1 protein-coding gene (only partly in view) is annotated in these 23,017 nt (G+C 51.9%); it reads right to left on the bottom strand.

Going from position 1 to position 23,017, the window contains the following annotated elements; all coding sequences use genetic code 11:
* Positions 1-22,914, bottom strand: the 5' portion of a protein-coding gene (locus tag KTO58_RS09995) for an SDR family NAD(P)-dependent oxidoreductase (RefSeq protein WP_225860176.1). It extends 15,573 nt beyond the left edge of the window; only the first 22,914 of its 38,487 coding nucleotides appear in the window; its start codon is at positions 22,912-22,914; the stop codon falls past the left edge of the window.
* Between the last annotated feature and the right edge of the window lie 103 nt (positions 22,915-23,017).

Below are 23,017 nucleotides of genomic sequence, written 5' to 3' on the forward strand. Positions count from 1 at the left end.
TGGTACGAAGCCATCTGCCCGCTGGTCGAAGGTGTAGCAATGACCGGTTGGTGAGAACATGCCCGCTTTGCTGATCATGATATGCGGGAGTGGTCCGGCCATGACATTTACGCCCCCTGCCAGTGCCAGGTCGCTTTCTCGCAGTACGAGGCTTTTACATGCTTCTACGATCGCTACCATGGCGGAGGAGCAGGCGGTATCGATTGCCATGCTGGGACCTTTGAGGTTAAGGAGGTAGGATATCCTGGCGCTGAGTATAGAGCAAGCGCCACCCATGAGGCCCTGTGCGTTGAGGCGTTGGCTGTCGACGCTCTGGCCATAGTCGCCGGTAGCGCAACCGGCGAATACGCCGGTGCGGGTGCCTGAGAGGGCGGCAGTCCGTATGCCGGCATCTTCGATGGCGGTCCAGCAGCTTTCCATAAAGAGGCGTTGTTGCGGGTCGATCCATTCGGCTTCTGCCGGAGAGATATTAAAAAACAGCGGATCGAATTTGTCGGCATCTTCCAGTACTCCCATCCATTTGCTGTTGGTCTTACCGGCAGCCTCTATATCCTCCTCGTAGTATTGTTCGTGTTCCCAGCGATCTGCGGGTACTTCGCTTATGCAATCTTTTCCCTCGCGCAGATTTTGCCAATATGTATCCAGGTCTTTGGCTTTGGGGAACTGTCCGCTCATGCCGATGATCGCGATGGCATCTTCGTGTTGCGGCGTTGTGGTTGTAGCTGTTATCAGTGCAGGCGAAGGTTTACTTTTTATGGTACGACCTGCGGCGCGTTGTTTGTGTGCTTTCAGGTTGGCGATACAATCTTTTGTGAGATCTATCATTTCCGAGGTGTCGTGGCTGATCACTACTTTTCCGATATGTTCTCCTTTTTCTACGTAGCGGAGTGCTTCCTGTATGTCGGCGTACGGATATATCCTGGATACGATAGGAACGATATCACCAGCGTCTGCCATATCGGTCATTAGTTGCAGCAGGTGTTTGCCGGTGGTGTTATGCCGTATGCTTAGTTGGCGGAGGTCTATGCTGTAGAAGGTCTGGTTGGCGGTGAGACCGGACAGGTCGAGCCTGGGGCTGGTCTTTAGTCCATGTACGGCCAATTCGAGGTAGCGCGCTTCTGCACCGAGGCAATTCAGTCCTCTTTGTATTGCATCGCCGGCGAGCATATTGAGGACTACGTCGACACCTTCTCCGGCGGTCAGTGATTGTATTTCTTTATCGAAGGCTGTTTTATAGCTAAATGCATGATATACGCCCAGTTGTTTTAATATTTCTCTTTTATGTTCCTGACCGGCGCTGGCAAATATCTGTGCTTGTCTGAGGTTGGCCAGTTGCAGGGCCATCAGGCCGCAGCCGCCGGTGGCGGTTTGTATCAGGACTTTTTCGCCCTGTTTCAACCTGGCTTGTTCGAAGGCGTAGTAAACTGTTGAAAATACTACGGGCAGGCTACACGCTTCTTCGAATGATAGTGTGGATGGTTTTATCACTACGTTTCCGGCCGGGACATTGACACTGGTGGCATGTCCACCTAACAGTTTGCCGGTTAAGGCGATCACGCTATCCCCCGGTTGCAGGTCTTCTACGGTGGCACCTACGGCGGTGACGATACCTGCTACTTCGAATCCGGGAACGAAGGGATAGGCAGGCATTGTTGGATAGAGGCCTTTCACGCACAAGGTGTCCGGGAAGTTGATTGCAGCAGCTTTGATCTGTATGGTGACTTCATCTGTTGCCGGTGCAGGTACCTGCCAGGGTTGCAATGCGATGTCTGCGAGGTCGTGTACGGTGGATACTACGAGGCCGGTATCTTTATAATCGCCGGTGACGGTGGCTGGCACTGGTTTTACTGACCGTGTTTCGAGGCGGAACGCGGGGGCGGCGGCAGGTATCGGCGTAGCTACAGGAGCAGCTTTGGGTGCTTTGGGTAACCTGGTGATTTCTTCTGCGAGGTAGGCAGCGAATTCGTTGATGGTTGGGTAATCATACACTTTGGTAGCAGGTATCGTCGTACTATATTGTTTGTTGATCGTTCTCACCCACTCTACGCCTACAATGGAATCCAGACCCATTTCAATGAAGCTCTTGTCTGTATCTACATCTTCCAGACGTAGCAGTAACGCGGAAGCGAAACTGTTGATGAGCTCTTCCTGTATGGTATTGATATCTGTTGCCGGTGCGGGGTGTGGGTTGGTCATCGCAGTTTCTACCGGTAGGTCGTTCGTTGCTATTGGTATGGGAACGTTCTCTATGGCCGGTATGTCTGTGGAGAAGGCGGGGATGCTCAGTGAAAGGCCCTGTGGTTTTGCGATGGTATCGGCTGGCATTTCAAAGGCAACGGCCGGCCGGATGGTGGGCTGTGTTGCTGTATTGTCATTCCTTTTTTCTGCCGGTTGTGCTATTGGCAGCCAGTATCGGTCGCGGGCAAACGGATATACCGGCAAGCTGATCCTCGCCGGCGTATGATGCGGATAAAGTACCTGCCAGTCTATGTTGACACCTGCAACCCAGGCTGCGGCTACCTTATTGTAGTGGCCTTCCTGTGCCCAGGTGGCGATCCATTTGTTAACATCTTCTTCGAGGAAGGCTCCGAGCTGGTCTTTCTTTTTCCGGCCCTGACCTATATACAGGTCGAAGGTATGAGTGGCGCCGGAGATGAAGTCTTCCAGTTTCTGGCGTAAGGCTGCTATACTATCAACGATTATGGCTACTCTTTCATCCAATGCTTCCCTACCTGTTTGCAGGGTATAGGCGATGGCCGGTAGTTGTTTATCGGTATGTTGCTGTTGTGTGATATTATCGAGTAAGCGCTGGGCTTGTAGCAGGAGTCGTTCCTGGTTGCGAGCTGATAATATTACCAGCCAGGGACCATTAGTCAATGGTTGTTCCTGTAATTGCGGCTGGTATTCTTCGAGGATGACATGTGCGTTGGCGCCACCGGCGCCGAAGGAGGAGATGCCCGCTCTCAATGGCATTTGTTGTCCATTGATTACCGGGCGGCGCCATTCTTCTGTGGTTTGCTGCACTTTGAATGGTGTTTGTTCGAAGTCTATGTTAGGATTTTTTTCGGCCGCATGTAAGGTAGGAGTCAGCTGGCGATGCCGGAGTTGCAGGACGATGCGGGTGAGGCCGGCGATTCCTGCAGCGGCTTCGAGGTGGCCGATGTTACTTTTTACTGCGCCGATGGCACAATATTGTTTTTCGCTGCCATCTTTTTCGAATGCCTGTGTGAGGCCTGTTATTTCGATGGGGTCTCCCAATGCGGTGCCAGTACCATGTGCTTCGATATAGCTGATGCTACGGGCATCGAGTCCGGCTTTATCGAGGGCGGTGCGTACCAGTTCTCCCTGGGCGGCAGGATTGGGTATGGTATATCCATTTGTTTTGCCACCATGGTTAATGGCGCTGCTGCGGATGACGGCGTATATATGGTCGCCATCGGCTTCTGCACGCGACAGTGGTTTTAATAGTACGGCGCCGGCACCTTCGCCCGGCACGAAACCATCGCCGCCGGCGCCGAAGCTACGACACACGCCTCCGGCTGACAGCATTCGCTGGGAGCTGAGGATGACGTAACTGGACGGATGTACGTATAAGTTGACACCTCCTGCAATGGCGAGTTCGCATTCGCCTCTCAGCAGGTGTTCGCAAGCTTCGTGAATGGCGGTTAGTGAGGAGGAGCACATGGTATCGAAGGGCAGGCTGGGTCCGCGTAAGTTCAGCAGGTAGGATATGCGGTTGGCAACGGAGCTGAATGATGTGTGCGGGTAGATGTTATCTCCTTGTTGCCATAAGGCGGGGCCATACAGTTCGTAGCCTGTTTTGGTGATTCCTGCGTATACGCCAACTTTGTGCTGATGTTTTGCAGCTAGCAGTTCTTTTGTGTAGCCGGCATCTTCGAGTACTTCCCAGCATATCTCCGTGAATAAGCGTTCCTGCGGGTCCATGCTTTGTGCTTCGCGGGGAGAGATGTTAAAGAACAATGGATCAAAGGCCGCGTAATTTTCCAGGAAGCCACCCCACTTGCTGTAGCTTTTACCCTGTTCTACTGCGAGGTCGGCATCTGCCTCGTAGAATTGTTCCAATGACCAGCGATCCGCAGGTATTTCTGTTATACAGTTTCGGCCATCTTTGAGGTTATTCCAAAACTCCTGTATGTTGGCTGCCTGCGGGTACCGGCCGCTGATACCGATGATGGCAATGCTTTCCTGTTGGGCTGTCATAGCGGTCACATTTTTTTTCTTCCGTTCCGGTGTCCGTAGTGGGGTGCGGCGTTGTTTAGGTGTGGCGGGTGCAGCAGGTATTTGCGATGTTGCTGACATACCTGTCCATCGCAGGCAGGCGGTAGCATGTGCCGTTGTGAAATAGGCTGCCAGGTCCCTGATCGTCTGGTATTCGAAGAAGAGGGTACGGGAAAGCGGGCCGAAGATCTCTACCAATTGCTGATTGAGTGCCGTGATCATCACAGAATCTATACCATAGCTTTCCAACGGTTCATTTGCGTCGATGCGTGCGGCTTCCAGTTTGATATGTTTGCCCAGGAGTTGTTGCAGGGAGCGTTGTACCTGTTCTTTTAGTACATCTTCTTTTACTGGGGAAGTTGCAGCTGTTGTTATTGCTGCTATTTTTTCTGATACGTTGTTTATAAACGTATTCAATTTCTGTTCATCCCCAGTGAGTACTAACAGTTGTGCCACCTCTTTTGTGAGGGCGTAGTGTAAGGCATTTATCCCCTCTGCTTCAGGCAGGGCGTATATACCTGACTGCTGTAGTTGATCCAGGGTGGCTGTATCGACGTGCATGCCACCATCGGCCCAAAGGGGCCAGTTGATGCTGATGGTATGTCCTTTACGTTGTCCTTTCTGCTGCAGGTCGTTACGATAGCTGGCAAAGGCGTCCATGAAGGCGTTGCCGGCGGCATAGTCGAACTGTCCGGCATTGCCAGAGACGGCAGCAACAGACGAACAGGCGATGAAGGTTTCCAATGCCAGGTCTTTCGTGGCTGCATCCAGAAGGTATAGCGCGGTCACTTTGGGCGCCAATACACTTTCCAGCTCGGCGACTGTTTTCCTGATGATATAGTTATCCCTGATAATGCCGGCAGCGTGTATGATGCCATGTAATGTCTTATGTTCTGTTACAATAGCGGCAATCAAAGCTGTCACTTCCTCTTTACTTGTTACATCTGTTTGCCGGTAAATTACTGTGGCACCCAGGTTACGGATTGCTGCCAGGGTGTTTTCTTTTTCCCCTGATAGCGAGGAACGGCCAGTCAATATCAAGGTGATATTTTTTGTTGTCTTCGCCATCGCGGTGGCGAATATCAGTCCTAATCCACCAGCACCGCCAGTGATGAGATAGACACCATTTGTTTTCCAGGGAGCAGGGTATGTATCTGTCAGTGTTGTTGCGTGCCAGGTTGGGAGAAGGCGTTCTACTTCATTATACCTGATATAGTTATCTGCGCTATGGCTGTTTTCCCGTAATTTTTCTACCACAGCGGATAATTGCCAGTCGCGTAGTCCGATGAGCTGTGCCTGTATCCGGGGATTTTCCAGCATCATGGTTTTGGCAGATGCGATTAATCCATTGTATATTTTTTGTTCGCCTTGATTCAAGGTTACGATCTGAATAAATGAAGTGTTGGTGGTCTTGCGTTCCAGTTGTTGCTGAATGAGTGTAAATGCCTGTTTGACAGCGAGCGTATATTGTGTAGCGATGTCGCCGGTTGCAGGCGACAGGATGGTCACCAGCGCATTTGGAAATGAACGCTGTAAGTATGCGGACATTTCGGGATTAGCGCCACAGAGCCAGATATGATGATCATTGAACGCTGGTTTCTGTACGGCGGTATCTGCAGCAGCTGCGATCCATTCTTCTTCGTATATGAAAGTTTTAATTTTTTGCGGCGGTATCTGCGGCTGTGTTTCCAGTTCCAATACCTCCAGCCATATGGTCCCTGTTTCATCATACCCTGTTACATTCCAGCAATTATCTCCTGTACTGGCGGCATGTATATGCAACAGTATTTTTGCAGGCATGCCTTTCCAAATCCTGGCACTTTGCAGGAATAATAATACCGGGGCGCTCCCTTCTTCTACGGCGATGGCATTCAACAAGGCCGTTGTCAACACCGGTGAGAAGAGATATTCGTGTTGTGCGGGTAGTTCCAGTATCAGCAGTGATGTTGTGCTTTTGAGTGCTTCTATATCTACGCGGTTTTGCGCGGCATTGGTACCGGTGATATATCCCTGGGTGTGTATATGTTCGTGATCGTCGTATAATTCAAAAGCCAGGCTACCGCTGTCCTGTGGTGTTATGGAGGTATGTAATGTATGGTACTGGTGGTCTGCCGGCGCATCTTCCCATACCACCATATCCAGGCGGATGGCCGGTGTTTGTTCTTTACCGGTATACAGTTGTGTGAAGGCTGCTAACGGTAATTCCAGCAGCGATAGCGCTGTTGGTACTGTTTGCAGTATTTGTATATCGGTGCTAAATCGAAGCCCCTGGAGACCAGATGTGTTCTGGTGCAACAGCGGGTGTAATGTTGCGACATGTGTGGATGTGGTATTGTTATTTATCCAGTAACGTTCTCTGGCGAAGGGGTATATGGGGATATTGATCCTGGCGGGTTTGCCATTGGTGTATCCCTCTTCCCAGGTGATGGTAAGGCCATTCACCCAATTCTCTGCCAGCAGGTATTTTTCTCCACTTTGCAGGTATTTGGTGAGCAGTGCTGAAGCATCCTGTTCTTCGTTGAGTTCTAGTTTATTGGCCTGCCCTATCACATAATTTGGTGCGGGCTGGTGTTGTTTTATTTTTTGCAAGGCATCCAGCAGTTGCTGCCTGTTATCTGCGATGATCGCGAGGCGCGCGGACATTTGTTCTCTGCCTGTCTGCAGGGAGTATGCTAATGCCTGCAGGTCTATTGTTGTCTGCCCGCTGACTTGTGCTTCGAGGGCTGCTGCGTATGCGTATAGTCGTTCCAGGTTTCGGGCAGACAATGGGAATACTGAGGCTAGTGGGCTAACGGGTACCTGTGCTGCGGATGTAGTGTTGGTATATTCTTCTATGACGAGGTGGGCGTTGGTACCACTGAAGCCGAAGGAGCTGATGGCGGCTTTCCTGGGGTGGTTGCCGGGGGGCGACCATGGGGTCAATGAAGTATTCACATAGAATGGGCTGTTGGCCAGTCTTATGTGTTCATTTAATTTTTCGAAGTGTATGGTAGGCGGTATTTGTTTATGTCTAAGTGCCAGCAATACTTTCATGATGCTGGAGGCGCCGGCGGCGGTGAGCAGGTGGCCGATATTGCTTTTTACGGAGCCGATGGCGCAATATTCTTTTTCGTCGGTGTAGTGCCGGAATGCGGTGACCAGGGCTTCTACTTCTATGGGATCACCGAGCCGGGTGCCGGTGCCATGGGTTTCTACCATGGTGATGGTGGCTGGGTCGATGTTGAAGCGGTCATATACTTCCTGTTCGAGTGCGGTTTGGGATATAACGCTGGGGGCGGTGATGCCATTTGTTTTCCCATCCTGGTTGACGCCCCAACCGCGGATAATGCCATGGATGGTATCGCCATCGCGTTGTGCATCTTCCAGTCTTTTCAGCAATACTACTCCTACCCCTTCACCCGGTACGAATCCATCGGCTCTTTGGTCGAAGGTATAACAGCGACCTGTCGGGGATAACATTCCGGCTTTACTGGTTTGGATATGCGGATAAGGGCCTGCTAGTATGCATACGCCACCTGCCAGTGCCAGGTCGCTGCTTCCTAATGTGAGGCTGTTACACGCTTCAGCGACGGCGACGAGTGCGGAGGAGCAGGCGGTATCGATGGCCATGCAAGGGCCTTTTATATTGAGCAGGTAGGATATGCGGGCGCTGAGGATGGAGGATGTATTTCCTGTGAGCCCCTGTGCGCTTAATTGTATGCTTTCTGCACCATTACCATAGTCACCGGCGGCGCAACCTACGAATACGCCACAGCGGGCACCTGACAGTGCTCCTGCGCGTATGCCGGCATGTTCGATACAATGCCAGCTATTTTCCAGGAAGAGTCGCTGTTGGGGGTCCATTAGTTCGGCTTCTACGGGGGAGATATTGAAGAACAGCGGATCGAACTTATCGGCATGTTCCAGTGATCCCATCCATTTGCTGTATGTTTTGCCCGGTGCGGCCGGATTTGGGTCGTAGTAGGTATCAAGGGACCAGCGTTGGGAAGGTATTTCGGTGATAGCATCTTTACCATTTGCCAGGTTGTGCCAGAAAGCGTCGAGGTTATCGGCCTGGGGAAACTGGCCGCTCATGCCGATGATGGCGATGGGAGCGATAACCTGGGAGGTTTGCGTTGTTATCTTTTTTCCTACCGGAGATGTTGCCGGGCGAGCCGCGGTCTGTTGCCGTTGTTGCTGTGCTTTTAGTGCATCCAGGCAGGTATCGGTCAGGTCTTGTATACTATGTGCCTGGTAGCTGATCACTACTTTGCCGATATGGTTGCCCTCTGCGACATATTCCAATGCGGATCTTATCTGGCTGATTGGATAGATGCGGGATACGATTGGTACGATATCGCCGGCATCGGCCATTTCGACCATTGTTTCCAGCAATGCTTTGGGAGAGAATCCGTGGTAGAGGCTCATCTGTCGCAGGTCGATGCTATGTATGGACTGGTTTTCCAGCAATCGGGAGAGGTTCAGCTGGGTGGTTGTTTTCAGTGCATGTACGGCGAGTTCGATATAGCGGCCTCCAGCTGCCAGGCTGTTGATCCCTTTTTGTATGGGATCTCCTGCGAGCATGTTGAGGACAACGTCGACTCCACGGCCACCGGTCTGTTCTCTTACGATGTTGTCAAAGTTGTCTTTGTAGTTAAAGACGTAGGGAATACCGAGGTCTCTCAGTATAGCTAGTTTCTCCGGGCGACCTGCGCTGGCATGTATTACGGCACCCTTCCATGCTGCCAGTTGCAAGGCGATCAGGCCACATCCTCCGGTGGCGGTATGGATCAATACATGTTCGTGTTGTTCCAGTGCTGCCCGTTTGAAAGCGTAGTATACGGTAGAGAATACTACGGGTAGGCTACACGCTTCTTCAAAGGACAAGCGGGCTGGTTTCAGTACGGCATTTGTTTCTTTGACGTTGACGAATGCGGCATGTCCGCCCAGTTGTGCGCCGGTAAGTGCTATTACGGCATCTCCTATTTGAAATCCGGTAACGTCGTCGCCTATGCTAGTGACGATGCCTGCCACTTCGAATCCTGGTACAAATGGATATGCCGGCATGGTGGGATACAGTCCATTTATACACAAGGTATCGGGGAAGTTAATAGCGGACGCCATTACTTTAACGGTCAATTCTCCCTGTTGGGGTGGAGTTGCCGGCCATTCCTGCAATGTCAATTCTGCGATGGTATGTACGGTAGAGACTACTAGTCCGTACTGATCGGAGGTTGTTTGCAGGGGGATATTTGCTCTTTCTATATTTTTCAGGGGAGCTGCCATTGGTTTGGAGCCCGTATTTGTTGCCGGAGGCGGTGTATTGCGATCGGGCGCTGGTGTGTTCCCTAATTCTTTCTGCAGGTAGGCGCTGAATTCCCTGATGGTAGGATAGTCATATACTTTAGTGGCTGGTATATTGATATCGAACTCTTTGTTGATGGTGCGGATCCATTCTACGCCTACGATGGAATCCAGGCCCATGTCGATGAAGTTCTTGTCTTTGGCTACATCGGCGGGTTTGAGCATCAGGGCTTCGGAGAATTGGCGTACCAGTATTGTTTCGATTTCTTTTAGTGTGAAGGCAGGTACCTGTTCTGGTATGGCTGCTGTGGTCACCGGTATTGTTTCTTCCGTTGTTGCAGCCATTTCAGCCGGCGGTGTTGTAGTCAAGGCTACTTTACCCATGAGTGTGACACCAGCGGGTTTTGCTGCTACTTCCTGTGCCAGGATGGGCGTTACATCCGGTAGCTGTGTGGACGGGGAAGTATTTGCCGGTGGGATGGGTACTGGTGTGTTATCTTCTACTGCGGCTGTTGCCGGTAGCCAGTAGCGTTCTTTTTCGAACGGATATACGGGTAAGCTGATACGGTTTGGTACATTTCCTTTGTACAAGCGGTTCCAGTCGAAGGTGAGTCCTTTGGTCCATAGTTCCAGCAGTTTTCCCAGCTTGCCCTGTTCGAGCCATTTGTCTATCGCTTCCTGGAGGGTATTATCGGTAAATACGCTCAAGGCTTCCTTGGTACTCCCTGCTTGTCCGGTGTATAAACCAGGTGTTGCTGTTTGTCCGGCGAGGAAGGCGGCTAACAGGTCGGTCAGTTCATCGACGGAGGAAACCAGCAATGCGATACGTTCGTCGAGTGCTTCTCTTCCTACCTGTGAGGTATATGCGATGGCTGCCAGTTGATCCTGCTGATAGTTTTCGTTCAGCAGGTGCTGCTGCCATTTCTTCGCCAGTGCGCTTAGTTGTTCTTCGGTGCGTGCCGTCAGTACTACGACATAAGGGGGGCGTATATCTGCTTTTGCTGTCGCTTTCGGCGTATATTCTTCTACGATGAGGTGGGCATTTGCGCCACCGGCTCCGAATGAGGATACGCCAGCGGTGCGGGGATATTCGCGTATCTCGCCATTGATATTGAGGACAGGTTGTTCCCAATCCCGGAGCTGTTGTTGGATGACGAAAGGCGTTTCACTAAAGTTGATATTAGGGTTATGGACACCTGCATGTAATGTGGGTACCAGTTGTTTGTGCTGGAGTTGTAATAATATTTTTGTCAGGCCGGCGATGCCTGCTGCGGCTTCGAGGTGGCCGATATTACTTTTTACGGCACCTATGGCGCAATATGTTTTGTCGGAAGTATCTTTTGAGAAAGCCTGGGATAGGCCGGTAATTTCGATGGGATCTCCGAGGGCGGTGCCGGTGCCATGTGCTTCAATATAGCTGATGGCACGTGCATTTACGCCCGCTTTATCCAGGGCGGTGCGGACTAATTCGGCTTGTGCTGCCGGGTTGGGTACGGTGTATCCATTTGTTTTACCACCATGGTTAATGCAGCTGCTTTTGATGACGCCATAGATATGATCGCCATCGGCTTCTGCCAGTGCCAGGGGTTTGAGGAGTACGGCACCTACGCCTTCACCCGGTACGAATCCATCTCCGCCGGCGCCGAAGCTGCGGCATTCTCCGCCGGTGGACAGCATGCGTTGTGCGCTAAGCAGGATGTAGGTTTCCGGATGGAGGTAGAGGTTGACGCCTCCGGCTATTGCCAGTTCGCACTCTCCTCTCCGCAGGTGTTCGCAGGCTTCGTGGATGGCTGTCAGTGAGGAGGAGCACATGGTGTCTATCGGCATGCTGGGGCCTTGCAGGTTGAGCAAGTAGGAGATGCGATTGGCGACGGAGCTAAAGGAAGTATGTAACATAGCTTTCTCTCCCTGGCGGCGCAATGCGGGGCCATACAGTTCGAATCCTGTTTTGGTGATGCCGGCGAACACGCCTACTTTCCGTTGGTATTTATTTGCCAGTACATCTCTAGTATACCCGGCATCTTCCAGTACTTCCCAGCTTATTTCTGCAAACAGGCGCTCCTGGGGGTCCATGTTGTGGGCTTCTCTCGGGGATATATTAAAAAACAATGGATCAAAGGCTGCAAAGTTATCTACGAATCCACCCCATTTGCTATAGCTTTTATTACTGGCTATGGCCTGCTCCATATCGGGATGATAGAAGTTTTCCAGGGGCCATCTGTCGGCAGGTATTTCGGTGATACAGTTTTTGCCTGTCTTCAGGTTTTCCCAGAACTGTCGGAGGTCATCGGCCTGCGGATACCTGCCGCTCAGACCGATAATGGCGATGGGCATGGACGAGAGGTGGTCCTGCGAGGGGGCAGGTAGAGGTGATCTGGCTGGTTGTTTGCGGATAGGTGTCAATACCTGGGAATGATGGGCGGTACCAGGTAATGTGGTTGTGTTTGCACTGGTATTTTCCAGGCCGGTCCATTTACTCGCGGTACCGGGATATTGTTCAACAAAATACCGGGCTAGTGCTTGTAGGTGTTGGTATTCAAAGAAGAGTGTGCGGGATATATTTCCGAAAACGGCTGACAGCTGTTGATTCAATTTTGAGATCATGATAGAGTCGATGCCATAGCTTTCGAGCGGCTCATCGGCTTGTATCCTGGCGGGGTCCAGTTTGACATGTTTGCTCAACAATGTTTTCAGTTGCAGCAATACTCTTTCTTCCAACGCTGTTGTATCTGTAACGGGAGTTGGGGGCACCGGTTCCTGTATGGTACCGGAGGCGCCGTTGATGAACTGTTGCCAGGACTGCCAGCTACCGGAGAGCACGATGGCTTGTGTGAGTTGTTCCTGTAATGCCTGATAGAGGGCTTGCAGGCCATCCTTTGTTTCCAACGGCCGGAGGCCAGCATATTGTAGTTGTTGTGTCAGGGCTTCGTCGAGTTGCATGCCCCCCTCCTTCCACAATGTCCAATTGAGCGACAGCGAGTGACCCTGCCTGTGGCCTTTTTTCACCCAGGCATTTCTCCACGCTGCATATTTATCCATGAATGCATTGGCGGCGGCATAGTCTGCTTGTCCGGGGTTGCCGGCGATGGCGGCCAGGGACGATGTGAGTATGAACCAATCCAATTTGAGGGTGGCGGTTGCTTCATCAAGTGATTGCAGGCCTTGTACTTTAGCTGCGAAAACGGCCTGCAGTTCTGCCGGTGATTTTCTGATGATGTAGTTATCGTGGATAACGCCGGCATTGTGGAGTATGCCATCCAACTTGCCGTAGTTGTCGATGATATATTGTATTAGTGCTTTTACGGCCTGGGAATTTGCGATATCTGTCTGGCGATAGATGACATTTGCCCTGTTGGTGTTCAACGCAGCCAGTTGTGTCTGTTGTGCATCATTGAGTGCGCGGCGGCCTGTCAATATGATGGTGGCGTTTACATTTGCTTTTGCGATATCGCCGGCGAATATGGCACCGAGGCCACCGGCTCCGCCCGTGATCAGATATACGCCCTGTGTTTTCCAGGGTGTGCGGTTACCGGTGTTGACGGTATACTGTTGCCAATGGGGAACTTCTCTTTTACCATTTGCCAGACGGAGGATGTGTGCGGAGGAATTGGCTTGCCTGCGCAGTTCTTCTGCCAGGGCGGTTACCTGTAGCTGCTCATCTATCAGTAACAGTTTAGCATCGATGCGGGGATTTTCCAGGTGAGCCGTTTGCAGGATGGCGAACAGCCCACTTTGCAGTTCCTGTGCTGTTGAGGTGATGAGCTGGATGAGTATTTTACCGGTTGTTGCAGATTGTAGCCATTCTTTTACTACATCGAGTAGCCATATGGCCTGTGTTGTATATACTGTGGCCAGGCCGTTGCGTGTGTCCGGTAAAACTAACAGTCGTACCTGTTTTGCGTGTTGTTGCAGTTGTTCCTGTAATCCCGGGATGGTATCTGCGGTGATCACTATCTGTTGGTCGTATTGTATTGTCGGTACTGTATCTGCTGCGGCTGGGGTTATCCATTGTTCGCGGAACAATTTTACTCCATGCGGTTGTAGTGGTTGCAGGTGCAGGCCGGAGAATGTCGCATATACGTTGCCGGAGCGATCTGCGAGCAGCAGGTCGAGGCTTCCTATGGCAGCATTGAACTGTACCTGTACCAAGCTGATATCTGCGGGAGGCGCGCTTATTTCCAGTTTATCCAATGCCGTTATTTGCGAAGGCGAGGCTACTACTTTTTCGATTATCACTGCAAGCTGGTCCAGCAAGGCGAGCGGTAATACGGTCGTGGTATTTTTCCAGGAGGTATCTGCCGACAGGTCTATCTGCCAGGGAGTGTCGAGGTGTTGCTGGCGGAGGGACGGTTTGTTGGCAGTGAAGGATACGATTCCCTGACTGAATATATGTGCTTTGTTGGCGTCGGTTATTTCGAAAGCGGCCTGTGTATCATTTTCCTGATAGAGAGACGTGAGTATGTTGCAGGAGGCGATGGTATCGACAGATGCGGCGCCCCATTTTACGTCTTCAATTACAAGTTGTTGCTGTGCGAGTGTTATGGTGGCGGCTATCCGGGTTGCTGCCAGGGCCATTTCGAGCTGATACAGTGCCGGTAGTGTTTTATCTGCTGCTGTCAGAGCGGTACGGAACTGAGGGCCTGTAAAGCCGGATATATTTTCCTGTAGGAGCGGATGCAGTGCAGAGATCTGAGGATGTTTTTCCAGCTGTTTGTTGCTTACAGCCCTATGATCTATCCAATAACGATCCCTGCTGAACGGATAGCCCGGTAATGGGATGCGGGCGGGTTTATGGTCTTTATAGAGGTCTTCCCAGGTGATCTCCAGTCCTTTGGTCCACAAGGCCGCTACTTTTCTGATCTTATTTTTCTGTATCCAGCTTTGTACCATGGACAGTACTTCCTCCTCTCCTTCCAGCAGGCCGATACCCTCTTTATTACCTTTTATTTGTCCGGTGATACAGGTGGCGGCTGATTTGCCTGCGATGTATACTTCCAGGCCGGACAGCAGTTGTTCTCTTGAGTCGGCTAATATGGCGAGTCGGAATTCCATGGGTTCTCTACCCACCTGTAGTGTGTAGGCCACTGTTGGCAGATCGATGTTGTCATTACTGCTTATATGTGCATGTAATGCTTTTACGTATGCGTGCAGGCGTTCTTCATTACGAGCGGAAAGGAGGAATATATTTGACAGCGGGGTGGGTGTGGGTGTGCGCGGTCTAAGGCTTGCCTGATATTCGTCTACTACGAGGTGGGCGTTGGTACCACTGAATCCGAAGGAGCTGATGGCGGCGCGACGCGGGAGGCCGGCAGGTACGAGCCATTCTTTCAATGCGGTGTTGATAAAGAATGGGCTGTCGGAGAGATCGATATGTTCGTTGAGGTGTTCGAAGTGAATGGTTGGCGGCAGTTGCCGGTGTTTCATGGCGAGCAGGACTTTTATGAGGCCTGCTGCGCCAGCAGCGGTGAGCAGGTGGCCGATATTACTTTTCGAAGATCCTAAAGCGCAATATTGTTGTGCGTTTGTATACCTGCGGAAGGAGGTGACGAGTGCTTCTACTTCGATCGGGTCGCCTAATTGGGTGCCGGTGCCATGTGTTTCGACCATGGTGATGGTGGCGGGGTCTATGTTGAAGCGGTCGTATACTTCCTGTTCGAGTGCGATCTGTGATTTTACACTCGGGGCGGTGATACCATTTGTTTTACCATCCTGGTTGATTCCCCATCCGCGGATGACGCCATGGATGGTGTCGCGATCCCGTTCTGCGTCGCTGAGGCGTTTGAGCATCAGTACGGCTACGCCTTCTCCGGGGACGAATCCATCGGCTCTGTTGTCGAAGGTATAGCAGCGACCTGTGGGGGATAACATACCCGCGTTGCTGGTGAGGATGTGCATCAGGGGGCTTGCCATTACGCATACGCCACCTGCCAGTACGACGTCGCTGCTACCGAGGATGAGGCTATTGCATCCTTCTGCGATGGCGACGAGGGCGGAGGAGCAGGCGGTGTCGATGGCGAGGGATGGGCCTTTGAGGTTAAGGAGGTAAGAGATGCGGGCGCTCAATATGGAGGTAGCGCCTCCGATGAGGCTTTGTGCGCTGAGGCGTTGTCCATCCAATCCCAGTCCATAGTCTCCTGTCATGCAGCCAACGAATACGCCACAACGGCTGCCGGAGAGGGCACCCGGGCGTATGCCGGCATCTTCGATACAATGCCAGCAGCTTTCCAGGAAAGTGCGTTGCTGAGGGTCCATCAGTTCTGCTTCTGCCGGGGAGATATTAAAGAACAGCGGATCGAACTTGTCTGCATCTTCGAGTACGCCCATCCATTTACTGATGGTTTTGCCTTCGGTGTCAGGATCGGGGTGATAGTAATCATCTGCGCGCCAGCGGCCGGCCGGTATTTCTGTGATCGCATCTTTACCATTGCTGAGTATATCCCAGAAGGCGTTGATGTCGCGGGCCTGCGGGAACTGACCGCTCATGCCGATGATGGCGATACTATCGTTTGCCGGTAATTTTCTTACCGGTGTATTTATTTGGGGAGTCGGGGCTGATGGTGCTTTCCGTTGTTGTTGTTTTTGTACCGCCTGTATACAAACTGTTTCGAGGTCCATGACGGTATTCACTTCGTGGCTGATCACCACTTTACCAATATGTTCGCCTTTATCAACAAATGCCAATGCTTCCCTGATCTGGTTGGCCGGGTATATACGGGATACGATCGGTACGATCTGGCCTGCGGCGACCATTTCTCCCATGGTGAGGAGTAGTGCGCGTATGTTGATATTGTGATCCAGCATCAGTTGTCTGATATCGATGCTGTGGATGGTTTGGTTTTGCAGGAGCCTGGAGAGGTCGAGTTTGGGGCTTGTTTTGAGTCCATGTACGGCTAACTCGAGATACCGTCCGCCGGTGCGGAGGCTGTTCAAGCCTTTTTGTATGCCCTCACCGGAGAGCATGTTCAATACGACATCGACACCTTTGGCAGCGGTGCGTATTTGTATTTCCTGGTCGAAATTGTCTTTGTAGTTGAGGACCTGTGTGATACCCAGGCGGTGGAGTAATTGTCTTTTTTCTTCTTTACCTGCGGTAGCGAATATTTCACACTCTTTAAGGTGAGCGAGTTGCAATGCTATTAGTCCGCAACCACCTGTTGCGGTATGTATCAATACCTTCTCTCCTCTTTTCAGTTTACCTAATTCAAATGCATGGTATACGGTGGCAAATACGATGGGCAGGCTACACGCTTCGGCGAATGAGAGGGAGGCAGGTTTGGGTGCTACCTGACTGGCCGGTACGTTTACGAAATCGGCATGTCCGCCCATTTGTGGACCGGTGAGTGCTATGACTTCATCGCCTGCTTTTATATCTGTGACGCCGGCACCTACCTGTGTTACGATACCTGCCACTTCGAAACCCGGTACGAAAGGATATTCCGGCATGGTGGGATATAATCCTTTTACGCACATGGTATCGGGGAAGTTAATAGCGGAAGCTCTTACGGCTATTTTCACTTCATGAGGTGCCGGTGCAGGTACTTGCCAGTTATTCAGTACTGCTTCATCGAGTGTATGGACGGTGTTGACTACCAGGCCATATTCTGCTGATAAGAAGCGGGATCTGATAACGGTTTCGGAAGCGTTGGCGGGAGTGGATGTTGCTATAGCTGTGGATGAGGCGGCAGGTATTGACGGCAACCCGATCGGTTTAACACCGGATGTTGGTGGCGGGGTTGTTCTGGGAGTTGCCGGTGCGTTTCCTTTTTTATTAACCAGCTGCGCCAGGTAAGCGGCAAATTCTTTGATGGTGGGATAGTCGTATACTTTGGTAGCAGCGATATTGCAATGATGTTTTTTATTGAGTCCTCTGATCCACTCTACTCCTATAATGGAGTCCAGGCCCATATCTACGAAACGGCGGGAAGGATCGATGGTATCGGGTTCGCGATAGAGTGCCTCTGCCAAGCTTACTTTCAGTTCCTCTTCCCATTGATCGGCTGCTACGGACGTGGGCGGTGCGGCCTGTGTAACGGGCGGTGGAGGGGTTATTGCGGAGGAACGCGAGGTTGTTTTGTTCCGGCGAAGCAGTTCTCCCTGTACGAAGGCGGCGAATTCTTTTAAGGTGGGGTAGTCGTATACTTTAGTAGCCGGGAGGGTGATGCTGTAGCGTTTGTTGAGTGCCCTGATCCATTCTACGCCGATGATGGAATCCAGGCCCATGTCTACGAAGCGGCGTTCGGCATCGAGGGAATCCGGGGAGCGATATAGTGCTTCGGCGAGGCTGTTGCGTAGTTCTTCCAGGATATCGGTGTTGCCGGTGACTGCACTTTCTACGATTGCGGGGGTAGTATATACCGGTATGGGTTCGGCAGCCGTTGCGGGGGCCGGTGTTACGGGTTGCAGCGCTACCTGTAACGGGGGTGGCGCTACGGATCGTGCGGGCCGGTTTTTTTTATTCAGCTCTACTTCCAGTAAAGTGGCCAAGCTATCTATGGTGGGATAGTCGTATACTTTGGTAGCGGCGATATTGATATTGTATTGTTTGTTGATTCCTCTGATCCATTCTACTCCGATGATGGAGTCCAGTCCCATTTCTATGAAGGTCCTGTCTGGGTCGAGTAAGGCGGCATCGAGGTATAATGCGTCGGCCAAACTGGCTATCAGGGATGCTTTCAGGAGGTCTTTATCTACTGTTGACACTGACTGTTCGGGGATTTTTTCTTCCGGAGGGGTGTGTACCGGAACGGGGGTTGTATGTATAGCCAGGGAGAGCGGTTGTGCGCTCTTTGCCGGCGAGGATGCAGGGGTTTGTCGTTTATCGAGTGGCCAATAGCGTTCGCGGGAGAACGGGTATGCCGGTAATCTTACTGGTAGTTGTGCTACGGTGAACCACAGTTTCCATTCTATGGCATTTCCTGTTACGTAGAGGCCAGCCATTATTTCCAGTTTCTCTCTGTATGCGGCAGGTGTGGTGGATGGGGCGGATAGCAGTTCGTTTATCAATTGTTTGCCCAGGGTAGCGTACCAGTTTTGTTTATCCGCTGTTTTGTCGTCGCTGGAAAAGTATCCCGGGGCGTTGCCGGCGGACTGTACTTTTTCCAGCAGTTCCAGTAGTTCCTGCATGTCTTTTACGAGGTAGGCTTCGCGTACGTCGAAATGTTCTCTTTGCAGGAGCAATGCGGAGGAGAGTGCTGCGAGGTGTACGTCTTTACCATCGGACAGCAGCCAATCGGCGAGGTCGGCAGCTTTTTGCTGCAGGGCACTTTGGTTGCGGGCAGACAGGCATATGAGGTAGGCCGGTTGTTGAGTGGGATGTGCGGGTGTGTTGGCCGGCGCTTCTTCCAGTACCAGGTGGGCGTTGGCGCCACCGGAGCCGAAGCTGCTGACCCCTGCTCTTGCGGGCGTTGCTGGTGTTTGTGACGGCCAGGCGCGTTTTTTATCTACGACATAGAACGGTGTCTGGTCGAGGTTGATATGTGGGTTTAGTGTCTGATAGTGTACGGTGGGTGTTAGTGTTTTATGTTGCAAGCAGAGGATCGTCTTTATGACACCGGCGATACCGGCGGCTGCTTCCAGGTGCCCCATGTTGGTTTTGAGCGAGCTTATGCCGCAGAAAGGTGCTACCGGTGGAATTGGCAGCAAGGAGTTGAATGCTTTTTTGAGCGCGGTTATTTCGATGGGATCTCCCAGCGAGGTGCCGGTGCCATGCGCTTCTATATAACCTACGGTTGCGACATCTATTGCGGCATCTTTATAGGCGTTGATGAGTAATGCTGCCTGTTTGGCCGGGTTGGGTACGGTGAGGCCGCTGGCCTGGCCACCATGGTTAGTAGCGGAGCCTTTGATGACTGCGTAGATATTATCTTTTGCGGCTATTGCTTCGTGCAGGGGTTTGAGTAGCAGGATAGCGGCGCCTTCGGCACGTACGTATCCGTTGGCGCTTTTATCAAAAGTTTTACATATTCCATCCGGTGACAGCATGCCGGCTTTATAGTAGGCGATGCTATTGGACGGGTGGCACATGACATGCACGCCTGCAGCGAGGGCGAGTCCACACTCTCCGGCGCGCAGGGCTTTTACGGCTTCGTGTATGGCTACCAGTGATCCTGAGCAAGCGGTATCTACCTGGATGCTGGGGCCATCGAAGTCGTAGAAATAAGAGAGCCTGTTGGGCAATGCGGCCATGGAGGTACCGCTACCGGAGTGTGCTTCTACGCGGGTATGGTGTTCGTTAAGTAGTAGTTGATAGTCTGATCCGCTGGCGCCGATGAATACGCCGGTGTTGGTGCCTGCGAGGGATGAAGGCGGGTATCCGGCATCTTCGAGGCATTCCCAGCTTAGTTCCAGCATGATCCGTTGCTGGGGGTCCATACGTTCGGCTTCGCGCGGCGAGATGCGGAAGAAATCGGCATCGAAGTCGGTGATGTTGTTCATGAATCCCCCTTTGTTGATGCCTTTATGATCGTTTTCTATATCGATCTCTTGGGGCCAGTTCCATCTATCCAGGGGGAGTGAGCTGATAGCGCTTTGTCCATTTTCCAGCAGCTCCCATAGTTGTCTGCGGGTGTTGATGCCACCCGGGAGGCGGAAGGCCATGCCGATGATGGCGATATCTCTTGTGGCGGTGGTGGCGGCAGTTACTGTTTGGGGAGGTGTTGTGGCTGCTGGTGTTACGGTGACGATGTCAGCGATCCCTGGTTGTTCCCGAAGGTAACCGGAGATCTGTTCTGCTGTATTGTATTCGAAGAAGAAAGAAGGTTCGAGGTCGAGTTTGTAGTGGAACCGGATCTTTTCCTGTAGTTCGAGGAGATCAGCGGAATCCAGGCCCATTTCCATCAGGGGGCGTTGCGGGGCGAAGCGGGCTTGTTTGGACGCTCCCAGTATTTGCAGGATGGTGTCTTTCACGTAGGCGGAGATGCTTTCTGCCTGGTGTTCGGAAAGGGCGGCGGAGTGGGCTGCCGGGGGTTGTGGCAGTGCGGGTAACACTGACTGGAGGTATTCTATGATCTGTGCGCCGGTGTTGTATTCGAAGAAGAAGGAAGGGTCGAGGGGTACCTGGTAGGTATGCCGGATCTTTTCGTTGAATTCGAGGAGGTCGGCGGAATCGAGGCCCATTTCCATCAGTGGGCGTTGGAGGGAGAAGCGGTATTGTTTGGTTTCTCCCAGTATGTCGGATACTGTTTTGGTGATGAAGGCGCGGATGTCTTCGCGCAGTACCTCTGTTACGGGCGGTTGTGTGGCGCGGAGGGTACTTGCTGCTTCTGCGAGCAAGTCTTTACGTTTGCGGCTGAAGATATCGTAGGTGATCAGTACGCCATATCCGAGGTTGAGGTTGTCTTCGGGGCGATATCCTGGTACGAGGTTGCTGATTTCGGCGCCATGCATGGCATGAAACCGCAAGGTGGTGTCTGTGAGGGTACCCTGTATGTTTTTTTGCCGGATATAGTCGGCGTAGGGGACGTGGGTATGTTGATGATAGTCTTTGCAGCGGGTGATACCTACTACCTGTTGGACGCCGCTGGTGAGGGTACTGCGTTGCAATACGAATTCCAGCAGCTGATCGCCGAGGTTAAGGTGTTGCATGTCTGGCAGTATGCTCAGGGAGAGCAGTTGTACGATGGGGCCATCGGGGTGGTGGTATTCGTCTACGTTGTTGGCGTTGACGTTGTTGAGTTGTTCCAGGTGTTGTATCCTTTGGGTGTAGGATACGCCGGTGACGCGTCCATTGTATTCGAGTACCAGTTGTCCTAGCTGGTATTTTTCCAGTCTTTGGCGGATGATGGCTTCCGGTGTACAGAGATCGGCGGGCCAGCAGGCGCTTTCTATTTCCAGCAGTGCTGGTAGGTCGGCCGATGTTGCCAGGCGTATTATATAGTCTCTGCGTTGGAAGTAGTTGAGGGTGATACGGCCGAAAGGCAGTGTTTTGGGGTATTTACGGAAGAAGGAGGGATGCGGGAACAGTTGGGCTTCGGCGGCAGCCATGAGGAACTGTTCGGCTTCTACCAGTAGCTGGTGGGAGAAGCGGTGGTAGGTATCGAAGTGGAGGCTTTCGGACCTGTCGAGATAGGTGTTGATGATCCGGGGTTCGAGGCAGTGTACTTCGAGTACGGCCATGCCATGCCGGCCCAGGATGGATGACCATCTTGACAGGTGTTCTACGAGGCTTTGCATGACGGCGGCGGGGCGTATTTCCTGTCCGTCGTCGCCTACGCATACGGCGTTTCCTACGATACTTTCTCTTTCTTTGATTTTCGCATCATCTTTAGCGGGGATGAATGGGCGATTATGATCCAGGAATGAGCGTACGTGGAGGATATTATCTGTATCGCGGATGCCAGCTTCCTGCAGGTCTGCGATGAGGGTGATGGGGTCTCCGATGTCGCCTTTGATGACTATATGGTCAATGCCCTGGAGGGTTATGCGGGTTTGTTCCAGGGGTTCCGGATTATAATCTATGCCGATCAGCTTCAGGGGGTATCGTTGGAGTACTTGTCCGCGAAGTGATTTATGCTTGATGATATTGAATATCTTCTTCAGGAGTGAGCCATCGCCACATCCCATGTCTGCGATATATGCCGGTTGATTGTCGAACGGTTGTTTATTAAACAGTTCGAGGATCATGTCTTCTATATCGCTGAAGTATTTTTCGTGTTGAAATCCGCTTCCTTTTACGTTCATGGTACGATCAATATGTTGTTCATGAGCCACCTCATCACGCCTGAACACTGACAGATGATCGCCAAATATGACTGTATCCATCTGGGCCAGCATAGGTCGGTATGATGCAGCGGTGGCGGTGATAAAAATCCTCTCTGAGATATATTTTCCTGTATCGGTATAAGCGGACGGATCGTTTTTTGATCGGATCCAGCGCTGATTGGCGAAGAAGGTGATTAGTTCTTCCCGGGCGTGCGTTTGGAGGCGTTGCCAATCGGGTTTGCTTTGGAGCAATTCTTTTTCCCTCATTGCCAATAGTATCGTGATGACGAGCAGTCCATCCAGGAAGCTGGCCAGCGTGTTATCGGAGGTGTTCCACCGTGCTGCTGCCAGGTTTATCCATGGTAGCAGGGATATATTGGTTTGGTTGTCCAGGTATTCCCGGATAGGGAATGTGAGGAGGTCGACGGCGATCTCCGGTATTTGCCGGTGCAGGGCGGCGGCTGGTGTTGCGGACCAGGTATCGTCACGATGTCGGGTTACCCATCCCATTGATTCCAGCATTTGGAGGGCTATGCGGAGGTATCCGGCATTTGCCTTTGTTGAGGTGACCAGTTGATCAAAAGCGATATGCTGATCATTCTCCAGTATAAGGAACAGTCCATGGCGTTTGCAAGCCATGATTGCAGGCACGGTTACGTAGCCATGTGCGTAACTGTTAAGAACCGTTAACATGTTGTGCAGTTATTTTAATGAGACCGCAGCTGGATTTTTTATACAGTGCGACAAAAAAATGCTATCCGCTATACTCTTGCGGGAGTATACGATACGAACATAC

The organism is Chitinophaga pendula (assembly GCF_020386615.1).
Taxonomy (GTDB): domain Bacteria; phylum Bacteroidota; class Bacteroidia; order Chitinophagales; family Chitinophagaceae; genus Chitinophaga; species Chitinophaga pendula.